Annotated in this window: 14 protein-coding genes; 3 read left to right on the forward strand and 11 right to left on the reverse strand. The window is 71.0% G+C overall.

The annotated features are described in order from the left end of the window. Positions 1-63 precede the first annotated feature (63 nt). A complete protein-coding gene (mshC, locus tag AB0K52_RS15920) occupies positions 64-1,305 on the reverse strand; it encodes a cysteine--1-D-myo-inosityl 2-amino-2-deoxy-alpha-D-glucopyranoside ligase (protein ID WP_363532161.1) in 1,242 nt (413 codons plus the stop codon). A 130-nt stretch (positions 1,306-1,435) separates the two neighbouring features. On the opposite strand from mshC, the gene AB0K52_RS15925 reads away from it, so the two are divergent. Both AB0K52_RS15925 and AB0K52_RS15930 read left to right on the forward strand, forming a co-directional pair. Beyond that, on the forward strand, positions 1,436-2,410 hold the full coding sequence (locus AB0K52_RS15925) for an aldo/keto reductase (RefSeq protein WP_363532164.1): 975 nt from the start codon (positions 1,436-1,438) through the stop codon (positions 2,408-2,410). 231 nt (positions 2,411-2,641) lie between these two features. Next, positions 2,642-3,127, forward strand: coding sequence for a hypothetical protein (locus AB0K52_RS15930; RefSeq protein ID WP_363532167.1), 486 nt, complete (start codon positions 2,642-2,644; stop codon positions 3,125-3,127). Positions 3,128-3,218: 91 nt separating this feature from the next. On the opposite strand, the gene AB0K52_RS15935 is transcribed toward AB0K52_RS15930, so the two are convergent. Continuing rightward, positions 3,219-3,701: a VOC family protein gene (locus AB0K52_RS15935; RefSeq protein WP_363532170.1), complete on the reverse strand. Its 483-nt coding sequence runs from the start codon at positions 3,699-3,701 to the stop codon at positions 3,219-3,221. 73 nt (positions 3,702-3,774) lie between these two features. Between AB0K52_RS15935 and AB0K52_RS15940 the strand changes: the two genes are divergently transcribed. Beyond that, positions 3,775-4,611, forward strand: a complete 837-nt coding sequence (locus AB0K52_RS15940) for a helix-turn-helix domain-containing protein (RefSeq protein WP_363532173.1) — start codon at positions 3,775-3,777, stop codon at positions 4,609-4,611. 8 nt (positions 4,612-4,619) lie between these two features. Here AB0K52_RS15940 and AB0K52_RS15945 read toward each other — a convergent pair whose 3' ends face one another. The 9 genes from AB0K52_RS15945 to AB0K52_RS15985 all read right to left on the reverse strand — a co-directional run bounded on the left by AB0K52_RS15945 (position 4,620) and on the right by AB0K52_RS15985 (position 15,624). Further along, complete coding sequence (locus AB0K52_RS15945) at positions 4,620-5,183, reverse strand: histidine phosphatase family protein (RefSeq protein ID WP_363532176.1); 564 nt, start codon at positions 5,181-5,183, stop codon at positions 4,620-4,622. A gap of 72 nt (positions 5,184-5,255) precedes the next feature. Next, entirely contained in the window at positions 5,256-5,897 is a 642-nt protein-coding gene (locus AB0K52_RS15950) for a hypothetical protein (protein ID WP_363532179.1), read from the reverse strand. 84 nt (positions 5,898-5,981) lie between these two features. After that, positions 5,982-7,601, reverse strand: coding sequence for a ribosomal protection-like ABC-F family protein (abc-f, locus tag AB0K52_RS15955; RefSeq protein ID WP_363532182.1), 1,620 nt, complete (start codon positions 7,599-7,601; stop codon positions 5,982-5,984). A 260-nt stretch (positions 7,602-7,861) separates the two neighbouring features. Continuing rightward, on the reverse strand, positions 7,862-9,184 hold the full coding sequence (locus AB0K52_RS15960) for a M20/M25/M40 family metallo-hydrolase (RefSeq protein WP_363532185.1): 1,323 nt from the start codon (positions 9,182-9,184) through the stop codon (positions 7,862-7,864). Positions 9,185-9,463: 279 nt separating this feature from the next. Next, on the reverse strand, positions 9,464-10,654 hold the full coding sequence (locus tag AB0K52_RS15965) for a cation:proton antiporter (protein ID WP_363532188.1): 1,191 nt from the start codon (positions 10,652-10,654) through the stop codon (positions 9,464-9,466). Next, a complete protein-coding gene (locus AB0K52_RS15970) occupies positions 10,654-11,139 on the reverse strand; it encodes a TrkA C-terminal domain-containing protein (RefSeq protein ID WP_363532191.1) in 486 nt (161 codons plus the stop codon). Before AB0K52_RS15970 ends, AB0K52_RS15965 begins: the two co-directional genes overlap by 1 nt. A gap of 53 nt (positions 11,140-11,192) precedes the next feature. After that, complete coding sequence (locus AB0K52_RS15975) at positions 11,193-12,086, reverse strand: transglutaminase domain-containing protein (protein WP_363532194.1); 894 nt, start codon at positions 12,084-12,086, stop codon at positions 11,193-11,195. A gap of 152 nt (positions 12,087-12,238) precedes the next feature. Continuing rightward, positions 12,239-13,327 carry a polysaccharide deacetylase family protein gene (locus AB0K52_RS15980; RefSeq protein ID WP_363532197.1) on the reverse strand — a complete coding sequence of 363 codons (1,089 nt, stop codon included), beginning with the start codon at positions 13,325-13,327 and terminating at the stop codon, positions 12,239-12,241. 338 nt (positions 13,328-13,665) lie between these two features. Further along, positions 13,666-15,624, reverse strand: a complete 1,959-nt coding sequence (locus AB0K52_RS15985) for a phosphatase PAP2 family protein (protein WP_363532200.1) — start codon at positions 15,622-15,624, stop codon at positions 13,666-13,668. Positions 15,625-15,691 lie beyond the last annotated feature (67 nt).

Raw genomic sequence — 15,691 nt, forward strand, 5'->3', positions numbered from 1 at the left:
CAGGAGGATGGGGAGTCGGCCACGCTCAACTGTGAGCGTACCGATACTCGGCATTTCGCACAATCAGCGCGTGCAGTCTATTCCGAGCAGTCCTCGCACCGTGTCGCGGGCAAGGTCGGGCGCCGACGGGTCCTCGCCGCCGTTCGCGAGCGTGTCGTTGGCCCAGGCGTCGACGGCGGCGAGCGCCCCGGCGGTGTCCAGGTCGTCGGCGAGGCGTTCGCGCACGGCCTTGAGCATCGCGCCGGCCGGGACGGCGAGTTCGCGGCTGACGGCCTCGCGCCAGCGCCCGAGGCGCAGTTCGGCTTCGGCGAGTTTCGCGGCGCTCCACTGGCGGTCGGAGCGGTAGTGGTCGGCGAGGAGGGCGAGGCGGACGGCGGCGGGGTCGACGCCTTCGGCGCGGAGCTTGGAGACGAAGACGAGGTTGCCGAGGGACTTCGACATCTTCTCGCCGTCGAGGCCGATCATGCCGGTGTGGACGTACGCGCGGGCGAAGGGGTTCGCGCCGGTGAGGGATTCGGCGTGGGCGGCGGAGAACTCGTGGTGGGGGTAGATGAGGTCGTTGCCGCCGCCTTGGACGTCGATGGTGTCGCCGAGGTAGTCGAGGGCGATGCAGGCGCATTCGATGTGCCAGCCGGGGCGGCCGGGGCCGACGGGCGAGTCCCAGGAGGGCTCGCCGTCGCGGGGGGCGTTCCACAGGATCGCGTCGAGGGGGTCGCGCTTGCCTTCGCGCTCGGGGTCGCCGCCGCGTTCGCGGGCGTAGCGGAGCATGGTCTCGCGGTCGTAGTTGGACTCGCCGCCGAAGGCGGGGTTGGCTTCGACGGCGTAGTAGACGTCGCCGGACTCGTGGCGGTAGGCGGCGCCCGTCTCGAGGAGGCGGGCGACGGCGCGGCCGACGGAGGGGATGGACTCGACGGCGCCGATGTAGTGGCGGGGCGGGAGGACCTGCAGGGCCTCCATGTCCTCGCGGTAGAGGGCGGTCTCGCGCAGGCCGAGGACCTGCCAGTCGGTGCCGTCGCGCTCGGCGCGTTCGAAGAGGGGCTCGTCGACGTCGGTGACGTTCTGGGCGTAGTCGACGTCGATGCCCTGGTCGAGCCAGTAGCGGTGCACGAGGTCGAAGGTGATCATCGTGGCGGCGTGGCCGAGGTGGGTAGCGTCGTAGGGGGTGATGCCGCAGACGTACATGGAGGCGCTCTCGGCGCCGGGCTTGACCGTCTCGCGCACGCCCGCGGAGGCGGTGTCGTGCAGGCGCAGGGCGGGGCCTTGGCCGGGGAGGGCGGGCAGGTGCGGTGCGGTCCAGGAATCCATGCCCGCGATCTTATTTCGAATACCGGCCGCCCGGCCAGTGGCGGGGATTCGCGTACCTGACGCACGCCTCGTCCCACCAAGCGCACCTGAGGCTTTCATGCGAAGATCGCTCGATGTAACTTGTGTGCTCATGGAACGCCGACCACTTGGACGCAGCGGCATCGAGGTCTCCTCGCTCGGCCTGGGGACGATGACGTGGACCACCGACGAGGCCGGTCTCGAGGACGCCGCGGCGCAGCTGCAGACGTTCGTGGAGTCCGGCGGCACGCTGGTGGACACCGCCGACGTGTTCGGGCAGGGCGCCGCCGAGGCGGTGATCGGGCAGCTCATGGGCAAGATCGTGGCCCGCTCGGAGCTGCACATCGCCACGAAGGCGGGGGTGCGCACGGACGGCGCGCCGCGCAAGCGCGACACCTCGCGCGGATGGCTGATGCGGTCGCTGGAGGGGTCGCTGCGGCGGCTGGGGACCGACTACATCGACTTGTGGATCCTGCACGTGTACGACCCGGACACGCCGCTGGAGGAGACGATGTCGGTGCTCGACGCGGCGGTGTCGAGCGGGAAGGTCCGCTACGCGGGGCTGTCGAACCACACGGGCTGGCAGACGGCACGGGCGTTCGCGTGGCAGTCGGCGTGGCCGGGGCGGACCCCGATCGTGGCGAGCCAGGTCGAGTACTCGCTGCTGCAGCGCGGGGTCGAGCGGGAGGTGCTGCCGGCGTGCCTGGCCCTGGAGATGGGCGTGCTGGCGTGGTCGCCGCTGGGGCGCGGGGTGCTCACGGGCAAGTACCGGTTCGGGCGGCCCGCGGATTCGCGGGCCGTGTCGGCGCAGTGGTCGCGGTTCGCCGGGGTGTACCTGGACGAGCGATCGGCCGGGATCGTCGAGGCGTGCGCGACGGCGGCCGAGGGGCTCGGGGTGAGCCCGCTCGAGGTGGCGCTGGCGTGGGTCCGGGACCAGCCGGGTGTCGCGTCGGCGATCGTGGGCGCGCGGAACGCGACGCAGCTGCGGGCCTCGCTCGCGGCGGAGCAGCTGTTCCTGCCGCCGGAGATCCGCCTCGCCCTCGATGATGTGTCCGCGCCCACAGTCGGGTACCCCGAGAGCTACTGAAGAGCCCTTGGAGACCGGCCTGAAGGGACGCCCGCGCACCACTGGTGCGCGGTATATCCCTTGTGGATGTTGTGTCACGATTTTCTCCGTCCTTCTTGGAGCCGAAGGCAACCGGTCGCGCAGTGTCACGCGTCATCGCTCGGGGACCGCGGGAACGCCCGCGCCCCTCCGCGGGGACCGGCCGACCGCCGGCCTTGTGGACCGGACACGACAGGAAAGTTGGTGCCCCTAGTGGCTCACCTTCTCGCCGCCCGCCTCGCGCGGCCGGCCTTCGTCATCTTCGCGACCCTGGTCGCCGTCGCCGCCATGCTCGTCGCCACGGCGCAGCCGGCCTCGGCCCACACCCGCGCCGAAGCCGTCACCAACGGCTGCGGCTCGGGATACGCCATCGCCTCCGACGGCGTCCGCAACGTCACCACCAGCTCGGGCGCGAAGTGGGGCGAGGTCATCCTCGCGTACAACGCGAGCACCGGACGCAACTGCGTCGTCACCAACAAGACCAGCGGCTCCCCGTACCACGGCACCCCGACGCGCATCGCGGCCGTGCTCGTGGTCCAGGGCGACGACACCTACCACAAGGCCGACGACAGCGCCTCGCACTGGGAGGCGGTCTCCGCGTACGCGGCGAACGCCTGCGTCCAGTACTGGGGCTACATCTACTCCCCCAGCGGCTCCAGCGCCTTTGGCGGGCGCCAGAGCTGGGGCAACTGCGGCTAGTCCAGCCGAACCGATTTCCTAGATCAGCGTCCCGATCCCCGCAATGACAACCGCCCCGCGCCGGCATCGGCGCGGGGCGGTTCGCGCGCCCTTAGGACTCCTGGCCCATGGAGGCCATCCACTCGTCGATGCGGCGCTCGGCCTCCTTGCGGGGGACGTCCTCGACGCGGGTCATGATCGACCAGCGGCGCCCGAACGGATCCGCGATCGAGGCGTACCGATCGCCGGTGAGGAAGACGCTCGGCTCCTCACGGACGCGGGCGCCGGCCTCGACGGCCTTGGCGACCACCGCGTCGCAGTCCTCCACGTAGAGGACGAGGCTCGCGGTGATGTGCTCCGGGTCGGGCGATTCGAGGCCCCACGCCGGGTTCGCGTCGCCCAACTGCAGGATCGAGTCGCCGATGAGCAGCTCGCAGTGCGCGACCGAGCCGTCCGGCCCGTCGTTGCGCATCAGTACCTCCGCACCGAATACGGCTTCATAGAACTCGATGGCCTTGGCGGCCTCGTTCACGACGATGAACGGCGTGATCGAGTGGTAGCCGTCGGGGATCGGGTTGACCTTGTTCTCACTCATGGGGCCAGTCTGGCCCGGCCGGGGCCGGGCGCGCTTGTAAAAAAGCGTCATACCCCGGAGGTAGTTTCGGGGCGTGAACGGAGCCACCGCGAGCGACAAGGGCCTGCTGCGGCCGCACGAGGCCGCGCGATTCATCGACCTGCGGCGGTACCGCGAGACCGGCCTGCTCGGCCAGTACGTCGAGCGGTACTGGTCGGTCCAATGGGACCTGCCCGAAGGCGCCTCGTACGAATCCGTGGTGATCCCCCACCCGTGCGTGAACCTCAGCTTCATGCCGGTGCTCGGCGCGGAGGTGCACGGCCCCGGGATCGCGGTCTCGCGGCACCCGCTCACCGGCGGCGGCCGCGTGTTCGGCGTGAAGTTCCGGCCCGGCGGGTTCACCGCGTTCAGCGGCGTCGAGGCGGCCGCGCTGGCGGACTGGTCGGCGGGCGCGGCGGTCGTGTTCGGCCCCGAGGTCGACGAGTTGAACGCGATCATCATGAACGGGAACGACATCGACGCGATCCGGGTGGCCTCGCGATTCCTCGCCGAACGCATGCCCGAGCGGCCCGACCCCCGGTACGGGCGGGCGCTCGCCGTCGTGAAGGCCATGCTGGAGGACCGCACGATCACCCGGGTGGACGAGGTGGCGGCGCGGTTCGCCATGTCCCCCAAGACGCTCCAGCGCCTCTTCCAGGACTACATCGGGCTCGGCCCGAAGTCCCTGATCCGCCGCTACCGCATCCACGACGCGGCCGACCGCCTCGCCGAGGACGCGGGCGCGGACCTCGCCCGGCTCGCGGCCGAGCTCGGCTGGTCGGACCAGGCCCACTTCACCCACGACTTCAAGGACCTCATCGGCTTCCCGCCCTCCGAGTACGCGGCGCAGTGCGCCACGGCCGGAAGGGAACTGGTCGTCGCCCACCGGTGAACACCCGATCAACGCGGTGCGGCCGACCACTGCCCGTCGATGCGGAAGCGCCAACCGGGCTGCCACTGGAAGGGAGCGTCCACAAGGTCTTCAATGCGTTCGCCGCCGAGGAGGACTTGCAGCGCCCAGCGGTTGGCCGAGTGGGCGATGATGAGGATGCGCTGACCGTCTCGGTCGGTCGCCAGTTCGCCGAGGAATTCGCGGGTCGCGTCGATGACCTGACGGTAGCTCTGGCCCCCGCCGGGGAAGGGTCGGTCGATGTGCGCGGAGCGGACCGCGGCGAGCTCGGACACCGGTCGGCCGTTGAGGTCGCCGTAGTCGCATTCGCGCAGACGCTGGTCCTGGTGGACGGGGATACCGGTGTCGCCGAACGCGATTGCAGCGGTCTCGACCGCGCGGTGCAGGTCGGAGGTGAACACCGCGTCAGGCGGTCGCATCCGGTGGCGGGCGCCGAGTTCGGCGGCGACCTCGCGTCCTCGGCCCGACAGGCGGCCGGGCAGGTGCCCGGTCGCGATGCCGCGCTCATTGTCCTCGGTGATCGAGTGGGTCTCATAGGTGAGGTCCACGGCCATCGGGTGATCGCCTCCAATCGGGGTGGACCCGAGACTAGCGATCGTCCGAGTGCCCGGGACGGGCCCTTCGGCCTACGGCCTGGCCAGGTCGATGTGCACGACATGGTCGCCGTCGTCCTGCTGGAAGCTCCCGACCTGGAAGCCGACCTTCCCGGTCAGTCCGAGACCGACCGAGACGTAGCCTTCGAAGTCGCCGTTGAGCACGTACGAGTCGAGCGCCGCGTAGCCGACGTCGACCGGTTGGACCGGCGGGTCGTCGAGGGTCGGCTCGCCGCTGTCGTCGTGGGCCTGCGCGGGGTTGAAGACGAGCTGGATGAACGCCTCGCCGCCGAGGTCGACGGGTTCGCCGGAGCCGTCGTAGACGATCGAGGGCTCGTAGCCGATCTCGTAGCCGGGCAAGGCGTCGAACTCGAGCGACACGCGGTCGAACCCCTCATCGGGGTGGGCGCCGACGCGCACGTCGAGCAGGATCGGGACGGGCGGGACCGTCCCCGTGAACGGTGCGGAGACGTCCCCGGTGGGCCAGGACCCGCCCGGCTCGTCAGTGGGCGCCGAACCGCTGGGTTCAGGCGGCGAGGTCGGTTCCTCGCCGGAGGGAGCCGTGCTGCTCGGCTCGTCAGGACTGGGCGAGGGCTCGTCGGCGCCGTCGTCGCCGCACGCGGGCAGCAGGAGTGCGGACACCGCGAGCATCGCCGCGAGAATACGGTGACGCATACCTTGATTACACGCCTGCGAGGGTCTTCCGGGAAGGGAATCGGGTCCCCTCCCCGGAAGAATTTCCACAGGCCGCCACGGCCGTCATGCGGCGCTGGCGACCGCCCCGGCGTCCATCGTCAGGTGCCGGCCCCGGAAGGACTCGCGGAGGCGGCGGTCGTGGCTCACCAGGACCACGGTCCCCGCGTAGTCCGCCAGGGCTTCCTGGAGCTGCTCGGCCAGCATCGGCGACAGGTGGTTGGTCGGCTCGTCGAGGAGCAGCACGTCGACCGGGCGGGTCACCAGCCTCGCCAGTTCGAGCCGGCGTCGCTGGCCCACCGAGAGGGTCGCGACCGGCGTGCCGAACTGCTCATGCGTGAACAGCCCCAACCGGTCCAGGGCTTCGGCGTGCTCCTCGAGCGTGCCGACCCGGCCTTCGGCGAAGGCCCGCAACACGGACTTGCGGCCCGAGCCGGGGGCTGCGAGCTGCCGCAGGTGGCCGACTGCGCCGGTGCGTTCGACCGACCCCTCGTCGGGCTCGAGTTCGCCGGCGAGGACCCGCATGAGCGTGGTCTTTCCCGCGCCGTTCGGGCCGGTGACCAGGACCCGCTCGCCTCGGGCGATCGCCAGGTCGTGGACCTTGAGGCGGTCGCCGACCCGGGCGTCCTTGAGCACCAGGGCTTCAGCGTCCGCGCCCGTGGTGGCGAGGGCGGCCTCGAACCGCACCGGGTCGGGCGGTCGCGGGACCGCGTGTGCCCGGAGCCGTTCGAGCATCTGCTTGGCGACCCTGATGCGGCTGCTCGCGCCGTGGTCGCGGTTCCGCGCCCGGAAGGCGCCGGTGGACATGTTGGCCATCGGCAGTTTGCGCGGGATGGCGGCCATGCGGCCCGCGTTGTGGTCGACGATGCCCTGGTGCCTCTCGACCTCGCTCTTCCACTGCTCATAGGCCTCGATCGCCTGCTGTCGTTCGGTCTCCTTCGCGTTCAGGTAGCCGGCGTAGCCGTTGCCGTAGCGGCGGGCCTTGCGGTCGGCGACTTCGATCATGGTGGTGGTGACGGCCTCAAGGAAGGCGCGGTCGTGGGTGGCGGCGACGACGGTCCCGCGCCAGTCGCGCAGCTGCGCTTCCAGCCAGGTGACGGCGTCGTCGTCGAGGTCGTTCGACGGTTCGTCGAGCAGCAGCAGTGCGGGCCGGGACGCGAGGGTCGCGGCGAGCATGAGCCGCGACCGCTCCCCGCCCGAAAGCGTCCCCAGGGGACGGTCGCGGTCGAGTGCGGGCAGCCCGAGGGCCGCCATCGCCTGGTCGACGCGGACGTCCGCCTCCCAGCCTTCGCGGGCTTCGAAGTCCGCGAGGAGGTCGGCGTAGGCGTCGCCGGCGGCCTCGTCGCCGGCGGCGATCCGCTGCTCGGCTTGCCGCATGGCGCGCTCGATCGCGCGCAGGTCGGCCAGCGCGAGGTCGATCGCGTCGGCGACCGTGTCGTGCTCGGGGAGGTCGAGTTGCTGCGGCAGGTAGCCGATGCCTCCCGGTGAGACGACGGTGAGCTCCCCGTTGTCGGGCTCTTCCGCCCGGGCGATGAGCCTGATCAGGGTTGACTTGCCGGATCCGTTGTCGCCGATGACGCCGATCTTCTCCCCCGGTTTGACGGTGAAGGAGACGCGGTCGAGGACGAGGTGGTCGGCGTAGCGCCTGGTTACTTCTACAAGGGACAGTTGGGCATGGCGGAGCATGCGCGCCTCCGGAAAGCAGTCGTGTTCAGGGAAGGGAAGGAACGGCACGCGTGCATGGCAATGGCCCGTTGGCTCAATGGATTGCGATGCGTGCCTCGGTGGTCCTCGCGGAGCGTGGCTCTACGCGGGAGACCCGGCTGCTTTCTAAAGGAAAATCAACATCGCCGCCAATTATAGCGACGATGACGACGGGGTGTCCAGGGTTTGCCGGGCCCCAAGCCGGTGAGGGCGCTCACTGGCTTGGGGCCGTTGGGTTCTCGCTAGGACTGGGAGACGAAGCGGTCCATGACGTCGACGCCGAACTTCAGGGCGTCGAGCGGGACGCGCTCGTCGATGCCGTGGAAGAGGGCGGTGAAGTCGAGGTCGGCGGGGAGCTTCAACGGCGCGAAGCCGAAGCAGCGGATGCCGAGGGTCGCGAAGGCCTTGGCGTCGGTGCCGCCCGAGAGCATGTACGGGACGGTGCGGGCGCCGGGGTCGGCTTGGCGGATGGCCTCGGCCATGGCGTCGACGAGGACGCCGTCGAAGCCGGTCTCGTAGCCGGGCTGGCGGATCTCGTACTCGAAGTCGATGCCGTCGCCCGCGAGCTCGCGCAGGGTGGCCTCGAGTTCGTCGTTGCGGCCCGGGAGCGAGCGGCAGTCGAGGACGGCCTCGGCGGTCGAGGGGATGACGTTGGTCTTGTATCCGGCGTCGAGGCGGGTGGGGTTGGCGGTGTTGCGGAGGGTCGCGCCGATGAGGCGGGCGACGGGGCCGAGCTTGGCGACGGTCTCGTCGGGGTTGCCCGGGTCGAACTCGATGCCGGTGAGTTCGGAGACGGATTCGAGGAACTGCCGCACGGTGGGGGTCATCTCGACCGGGAACCGGTGCTGGCCGATGTTGGCGACGGCCCGGGTGAGGCGGGTGACGGCGTTGTCGTCGTGGAGCATCGAGCCGTGGCCGGGGCGGCCGGTGGCGCGCAGGCGCAGCCAGTCGAGGCCCTTCTCGGCGGTCTGGACCACGTAGACGCGCAGGTCGTTGGGGAGGGTCATGGAGAAGCCGCCGACTTCGCCGACCGCTTCGGTGACGCCTTCGAAGACCTCGGGGTGCTCTTCGACCATGAAGCGGGCGCCGTAGTCGGAGCCGGCCTCTTCGTCGGCGGTGAAGAGCAGGACGAGGTCGCGCGGGGGCACCTTGCCGCGCCGCTTCCAGTCGCGCACGAGCGCGAGGAGCATCGCGTCGAAGTCCTTCATGTCGACCGCGCCGCGGCCGAAGAGGTACCCGTCTTTGATCTCGCCGGAGAAGGGGTGGACGGTCCACTCGCCGGCCTCGGCGGGGACGACGTCGAGGTGGCCGTGGAGGAGGAGGGCGCCGCGGCTGGCGTCGGCGCCGGGGTAGCGGCAGGCGACGGAGGCGCGGCCGGGCGCTGACTCGTAGATCTTGGGCTCGAGGCCGACTTCGGCGAGCTTCTCCGCGACGTACTCGGCGGCGGCGCGCTCGCCCTTGGCGGTCGCGTTGTCGCCGGTGTTGGTGGTGTCGATGCGGATGAGGTCGCGGGCGATGTCGACGACCTCGTCTTGCGGGCGGGGCGGGTTCGCGGTTTCAGCCATCCATGAGTTCTATCAAGCGCTGATAACGGATGGCGAGGCGCTGTGGCGGCTGTCGCAGCGTTCACTGGGCGGTGTGCTCTCGAGGGCTCCGCTCGACCGCGTTCGCTCAGCGGTCTCCGCTCAGCGGCGGGCTCTCGACTGCCCTCCACATCCCCCACCCGCCCGGGGGGCATAGTGAGGTCAATGCTCGCCGGCGGGTGCGACAAGAACGGGGCCGAGCGGCGGCGGTGTCGCCCGATCGGGTGCCGTGGCGCTCCCACGGCACCCGGTCAGGAGCGGTCAGGAAGCGGCCGCGGCCAGGCGTCTGGTGCGGTTCTTCTTGCGACGCTTGGCCACGATCGGGCCGGCCAGGCGCGGTGCGAGCGGGCCGACGGCGGCCAGGATCAGCACGTACGCCGCGGCGACGGAACCGAGCGCGGGATTGAGCCCGGCGGCGACACCGAGACCGGCGATGACGATCGAGAACTCACCGCGCGGCAGGAGCACGAGCCCGGCGCGGAGCTTGCCGGTGAAGGCGGAGCCGGAGCGGCCCGCCGCCCACCAGCCGGTGGCGAACTTCGTCGCGATCGTGCAGACCGCCAGCGCGACGGCGACCGGGAGCACCGGCGGCAGCGCGGTCGGGTCGGTCTCGAGCCCGAAGTTGACGAAGAAGACCGCCGCGAACAGGTTCTTGAGCGGTTCCAGGGTCTCCTCGGCCTGGCGCGAGACCTCGCCGGAGAGGGCCATGCCGACGATGAACGCGCCGACGGCGGCCGAGACGTGCACCTGCTCGGCGAGTCCGGCGACGACGAGGACGATGCCCATGACCTTGAGCATGAGGATCTCGTCGTTCGGCGACGCGAGGAAGCGTGAGAGGAGTCCGCCGAAGCGGGAGGCGATGACGAAGGCCGCGGCGACGGCCAGGAGGGCGACGCCGAGGCCGACGGCGGCCTGCGCGAACGCGAGCCCGGCCAGGATGGTGGTGAGGATCGGCAGGTAGAGCGCCATGATCATGTCCTCGGCGACGAGGAGCGCGAGGATCGTGGGCGTTTCGCGGTTGCCGAGCCAGCCGAGGTCGCTGAGGACCTTCGCGATGATGCCGGAGGAGGACACGTAGGTGACGCCGCCGAAGACGACGGCGGCGACCGGGCCCCAGCCGAGCAGGAGCGCGCAGGCCACGCCGGGGGCGGCGTTGAGGACCAGGTCGACGACGGCGCCGAGCCAGGAGGTCCTCATGGTGCCGAGCAGTTCGCGTGGCGTGTACTCCAGGCCGAGGGTGAACAGGAGGAGGACGACGCCGACTTCGGCGCCGACGTCGAGGAAGCCGGTGATGGCGTGCATCTCGTAGATGCCGCCGTGCCCGAAGGCGAGGCCGGCGAGGAGGTAGAGCGGGATGGCGGAGATGCCGAACTTGCCGGCGACGGCGCCGAGCAGACCGAGGGCTCCGATGAGCAGGCCGAGTTCGAGGAGGAGCGCGACGGTCCCGTGCATTAGGCGGAACCGCGCAGAATCCGGTCGACTTCGTCGACGGCCTCCTGGGTCCCGATCGTCACGAGGCGGTCGCCGACGTGGAGGATCGCGGAGGGGGCGGGGCCGGTCTCGACGCCGTCGGCGCGGACGATGGCGACGATGGACGCGCCGGTGCGGGTGCGGGCGCGGGTGTCGCCGAGGGGGCGCTCGGCATAGGGGCTGGTGGCGTCCACGTGCAGTTGACGGGAAACGAGGTTGTCGATCTCGTGGTGGAGGCGGTTGAGCTTCTCGACGATGCGGGCGCCGCCGAGGAGTTCGCCGATGGCGGCGGACTCGTCGGCGGTGAAGACGATGCAGTCGAGCATCGAGTCGGGATCGTCGGGGTCGTAGATGATGAAGTCGCGGCGGCCCTCGCGGTGGGCGACGATGCCTAGGCGCACATGCCGTTTGGTCTCGAATTCGAACCGCACTCCGATTCCGGGCAGCTCGGTGCGCTCCACGTCCACTTTTGTGACTCCTTTTGTGTGGGATACGCACCGAACCGTACCGTACCGAGCGGTCAGTCGACCGGGATGACCGTCTCGTAGGCCTGATGCAGGTGGTTGCGGACCCGCTCGGGGACGCGGAGTCGCTCGTCGGCTTCGTATCGCGACCGGACGTCGGCGGCGGTGTCGGGGTCGGCGGTGACCGCCGCGAGTTCGTCGAGGAGCGCGACGAGGTCGGTCCCGATCTCGTCCTCGGGTTCGGGCATGCGGCCCCACCCGTCCCAGGGCAGGAGCTCCATGTTGGAGAGTGCGGCGACATCGCGGATGAGGTTGCCGGCGATCCACCAGGGGCCGCTCTCGCCGGGGATGCCGGGGAGGCCGCACTTGTCGGCGTCGAGTTCGCCGGCGCGGTAGGCGCTCCAGGCCTGCCCGGCGACCACGAACCTGTCGCGCGGCACGTCGGCGGGGTCGAAGTCGAGCCCGAACTCCTTGACCTGGACGGGGTCCATCTGGGCGTCGGAGAGCACCCAGCGCTCGCCGTCCCAGTGCTCGGCCACCCAGTGGTCGATGTACCAGTCGGTGCCGGGCGCGTAGTGGAGGAAGCCGCAGCGGGCGCGGGCGGGGACGCCGTGGGCGCGGAGGGCGGCGACGGTGACGAGGGTGAACGTGCGGCAGGTGCAGGCGAGGCGGTGCTGCGGTTCGCGCGGGTCGGCGAGCGGCCGGGCGTCGTCGTCGAGGATCTGCCCGAGGATGCGGTCGGCGGCGCGGAGGTGGGCGGTCTCGCGCCGGGCTTCGGCGAGTTCGAAGCCGTAGAGGTGGGTGAGGGCCTGGTGGACGAGGACGCCTTGCACGGCGGTGAGGATCGAGGGGAGGTCGCCGGGGACGGCGAGGAGGGCCTCGCGGTGGGCTCCGGCGTCGGAGAGCGGGCCCGGTTGGGTGTAGTAGGCGAGGACTTCGCTGGCGCTCATGGCGTTCCTTTCGGTGGAGTGCCTTGAAGCCTAAGGAAATTCATGCCTGTTCTTCCAAATTCAATCGCACAAATGTGCGGGCTTGAAATTGTGGGGATCGATGCCGGGCCTCCGGCCGGGTGCCGGCCGGAGGCGTCGAGCGGTCGGCGTCGTCAGACGCGGGTCCACTTCTGGTTGTCGCCGCCCCAGCAGCTGTAGAGCTGCACGGGGGCGCCGTCGGAGGAGCTGTAGACGTCCAGGCACGTGTTCGCGTACGCGACGCTGCGGATGGTGCCGTCGGAGCCGAACGTCCACTTCTGGTTCCCCGCGCCGCCGCAGGCGTTGATCTGGATCTGCGTGCCGTTGCTCCCCGCGGGTGCCTCGAGGCACTTGCCGAGGATGCGCAGCTCCTGGGCCGCGGTGTACGAGAACTGCTGGTTCGTGTTGCCGTGGCAGGTGTAGAGCTGGACCTTCGTGCCGTTGGCGGTGTTGCCGCCCGGCACGTCGATGCACTTGCCGGCCGAGTTGCTGCGCAGCATGTCCGTGTCGGTGCCGCCACCGCCGCCGGAGCCGTCGGGGGCGACGGCCCGGCCGGTGCTCGGGGAGATCATGCCCGTGCACAGCCCGCGCGAGCGCAGGTCGGCGGCGATCTGCGGGATGGCGTTGATGGTGCTCTGGTAGAGGTCGTGCATCAGGACGACGCCGCCGCTCTGGACGCTGCGGACGTTCTGCACGATCTGCGCGGTGGTGGTGCTGGACTCCCAGTCCCGCGAGTCGACGTTCCAGAGGATCTCGGTGAGCCCCTGCTGGGCCGCGACGGACTTGACCGTGGCGTTCGTGGCCCCGTACGGCGGCCGGAACAGGACCGGGGTGACCCCGGTGGCCTGCCGGATCGCCTGCTGGGCGCTGGAGAGCTCCTGGGAGATCTGCGCCGAGGAGAGCCGGGTCAGGTCGGTGTGGGTCTGGGTGTGGTTGGCGATCCACATGCCCGCGTTCACCTGCGCGCGGGCGAGCGACGGGTTGGCGGCGACCTCGCGCCCGACGTTGAACATGGTGGCCCGCAGGCCGTTGGAGGTGAGGGCGTTGAGCAGGCTGGTGGTGGTGCCCGCCCGCGGCCCGTCGTCGAAGGTGAGCGCGACGTAGCCGTTGCAGGTCTGCGCCTGCGCGGGCGACGCGGCGGCGGCGATGACCACGGCGGCGGTGCCGACCGCGACGGCGAGGGCGGACAGGGTGGCGATGAGCGTTCGCATGCGACTTCGCATGGTCGGCCTCCTTGGGGGTGTCGTCCGGCGCACCGGCCGGCGGAGGCCGGCGGCGTACCGGAGGTACGGCGCATCAGTCGGCGTCGACGAACTCCCAGGGGTGAGGGCCCTAGTCGTCATGAGGGCGTGACGATGGATCGATGTCCCGTGAACATGCAGGAACGCCTGCAATTATCCGGTCCCGATCCGCTGGAGGACAAGGGTTCCACATCACCAAAATATCGAGATGCATCGATTTATGGGCGGATGGGCGAGGAACGGGCGGCGAGCGGACGCCGAACGGAGACGCGCCTGCCCCGGCCGCTGAGCGGCCGGGGCAGGGCGGGATGAGCCGGGTCTCAAGCCGCGCTGATGCGGACGTTGACGCGCTTCTTCTCGTACTCCACAGTGGCGATGTAGCCGGGGAGGTCGAGCACGACCTCGGCGAACTTCCCCTTGACCTCCTTGGCCTTGACGACCGGCAGCGTCACGTCCGCGACGGGCGGGCGCTGGGGGTCGAGGGCGATCCGGAGGACCGCGCCCGCGTCGAGGGTGACCTGCTTCGAGACGTCGAGCGCCGGTTCGCCGCCGTCGTTCAGGACCACCTGGAGGGTCGCGTTCGACTGGGCGAGCGCGCGCAGCTCGAGCTGCGCGGCGTCGACCGCGAGGGTGCCGCCGGTGAGCGTGGTGCCGCCCTTGCCGAGGGCGTTCGCCGAGGCGGCGCGCAGCACGCCGTCCTGGACGACCACGCCGCCCGAGAACGAGTTGTCGCCGGCGAGGGTCAGCGCGCCGGAGCCGGCCTTGGTGAGCTTGCCGCTGCCGCCGATGTCGTTGCGCCAGGTGTCGGCGGCGTTGAAGCCGCCCTTCGCGGCGTCCATGGCGACGGTGAGGTCCGCGTCGAAGCGGCCGTATCCGTCTGCGGCGGTGAAGAGGTCGAGGCGTCCCCAGTACTCGGGACCGTCGAGGATCGGGTACCCGCCCTTGAGCGCGGTGGTGCGCAGGACCTCGCGCCGCTGGTCGGCGTCCAGGTAGGGCAGTCGCGTCTCCAGGAGCACCTCCGCTCCCTTGGGGACGACCATGGCGGTGTCGGAGCCGGACCGCTCCAGGAAGTAGGTGAGGCGCTCGCGGTAGCGCTCGCGGTTGGCCTCGCGGTCGCCGTACTCGTCGGTGTCGGGGCCCTCGCGGTGCGCGTACGCGTACAGCTCATCGGCCGACGCGCCCGTGACGGCGGTGAAGTACGCCAGCGCCTGGGCGCGGGCTTCGGCCTTGACGGTGGCGTTCGCCGGGTCGTGGAGGGTCGCGGCGGCCAGGGCGGTGCCGAGGAGGCGGCCGCCGACGACGTCGACCACCGAGTGCATCCCGCAGGTGATCCGCGAGTGCGCGACGTCCGAGGCGCGCACCAGCAGCTCCTGGAAGCGTTCGGGGACGGCGTAGGCGTAGACGAACGTGGAGATCCAGGCGGCGTTCGCGTGTCCGGAGGGGAAGCCGCCGTCCGTGGCCGGCGTGGTGGACTTCTGGCGGAGCAGCTGCGGGGCGACGACCACGGGCGATTCGTAGGCGGGGACGCCGAGGACGGGGATGCCGCCCGAGGGCGCCACTTCGCTGTCGCGGTTCATCCGCCACGGGCGCGGGTACATGTACGCGGCCTTGCTGGGGTTACCCGAAGCGTAGGTGCCGCGCAGGGTGCTCATGAGCGCGACGACCTTGCCGAGGTCCGAGTCGGCCGCGCCGGCGCCGATGGCGGACCCGGCGGGCGCGTCGGCCGGGACGGCGTCGTCGATCTTGCCGGCGGAGACGCCGTCGGGTGCGCTGGTGATCGAGGTGACGGCCTTCGCGCCGGCCTTGTAGTGGGCAGCGAGCGGGCCGAGGCCGCCGATGGCGCTGTAGCTCTGGTGCTGGCGGTCGAAGATGAAGGACTGCTTGGCGACGGCGAGCGGTCGGTCGGTGGTGACCTCGACGCTGTAGTCGATGTTGCCCTCGAGGACGCGCTCGTCGAGGACGGTGCCCGTGTCCCAGGTCGGGCCGGTCTGCCAGATCTCCTCGAAGCCGCTGAGCGCCCGGATGGCCGCGTTGGTCTCCGCGGTGGTGTTGGCCGGGACGTTCGAAGTGTAGGTGTCCACGAAGGCCGGTCCGTCGTACTGGGCCAGACGGGTCTCGGTGCCGCGGACGGACGCGCTCGCGGCGGATTCGGTCGCGGACTGGAGCGCTCCAGTGGCTTCGCCCGCGACCGCGGGCTCGGCGACGACTGCGGCGGCGACGATCCCGGCGGAGCCGGCGAGGAGGGCGCGGCGGCCGATCGTGTGCTGTTGTTCTGCCATGTTGTGCTCGTTTCGGTGCGGGGAGCCAAGCTCGCGGCTCGGGGGCGGCGCCGCGGGAGCTGATTGC

It is taken from the genome of Glycomyces sp. NPDC049804, assembly GCF_040674615.1.
In the GTDB taxonomy this organism is placed as follows: domain Bacteria; phylum Actinomycetota; class Actinomycetes; order Mycobacteriales; family Micromonosporaceae; genus Glycomyces; species Glycomyces niveus.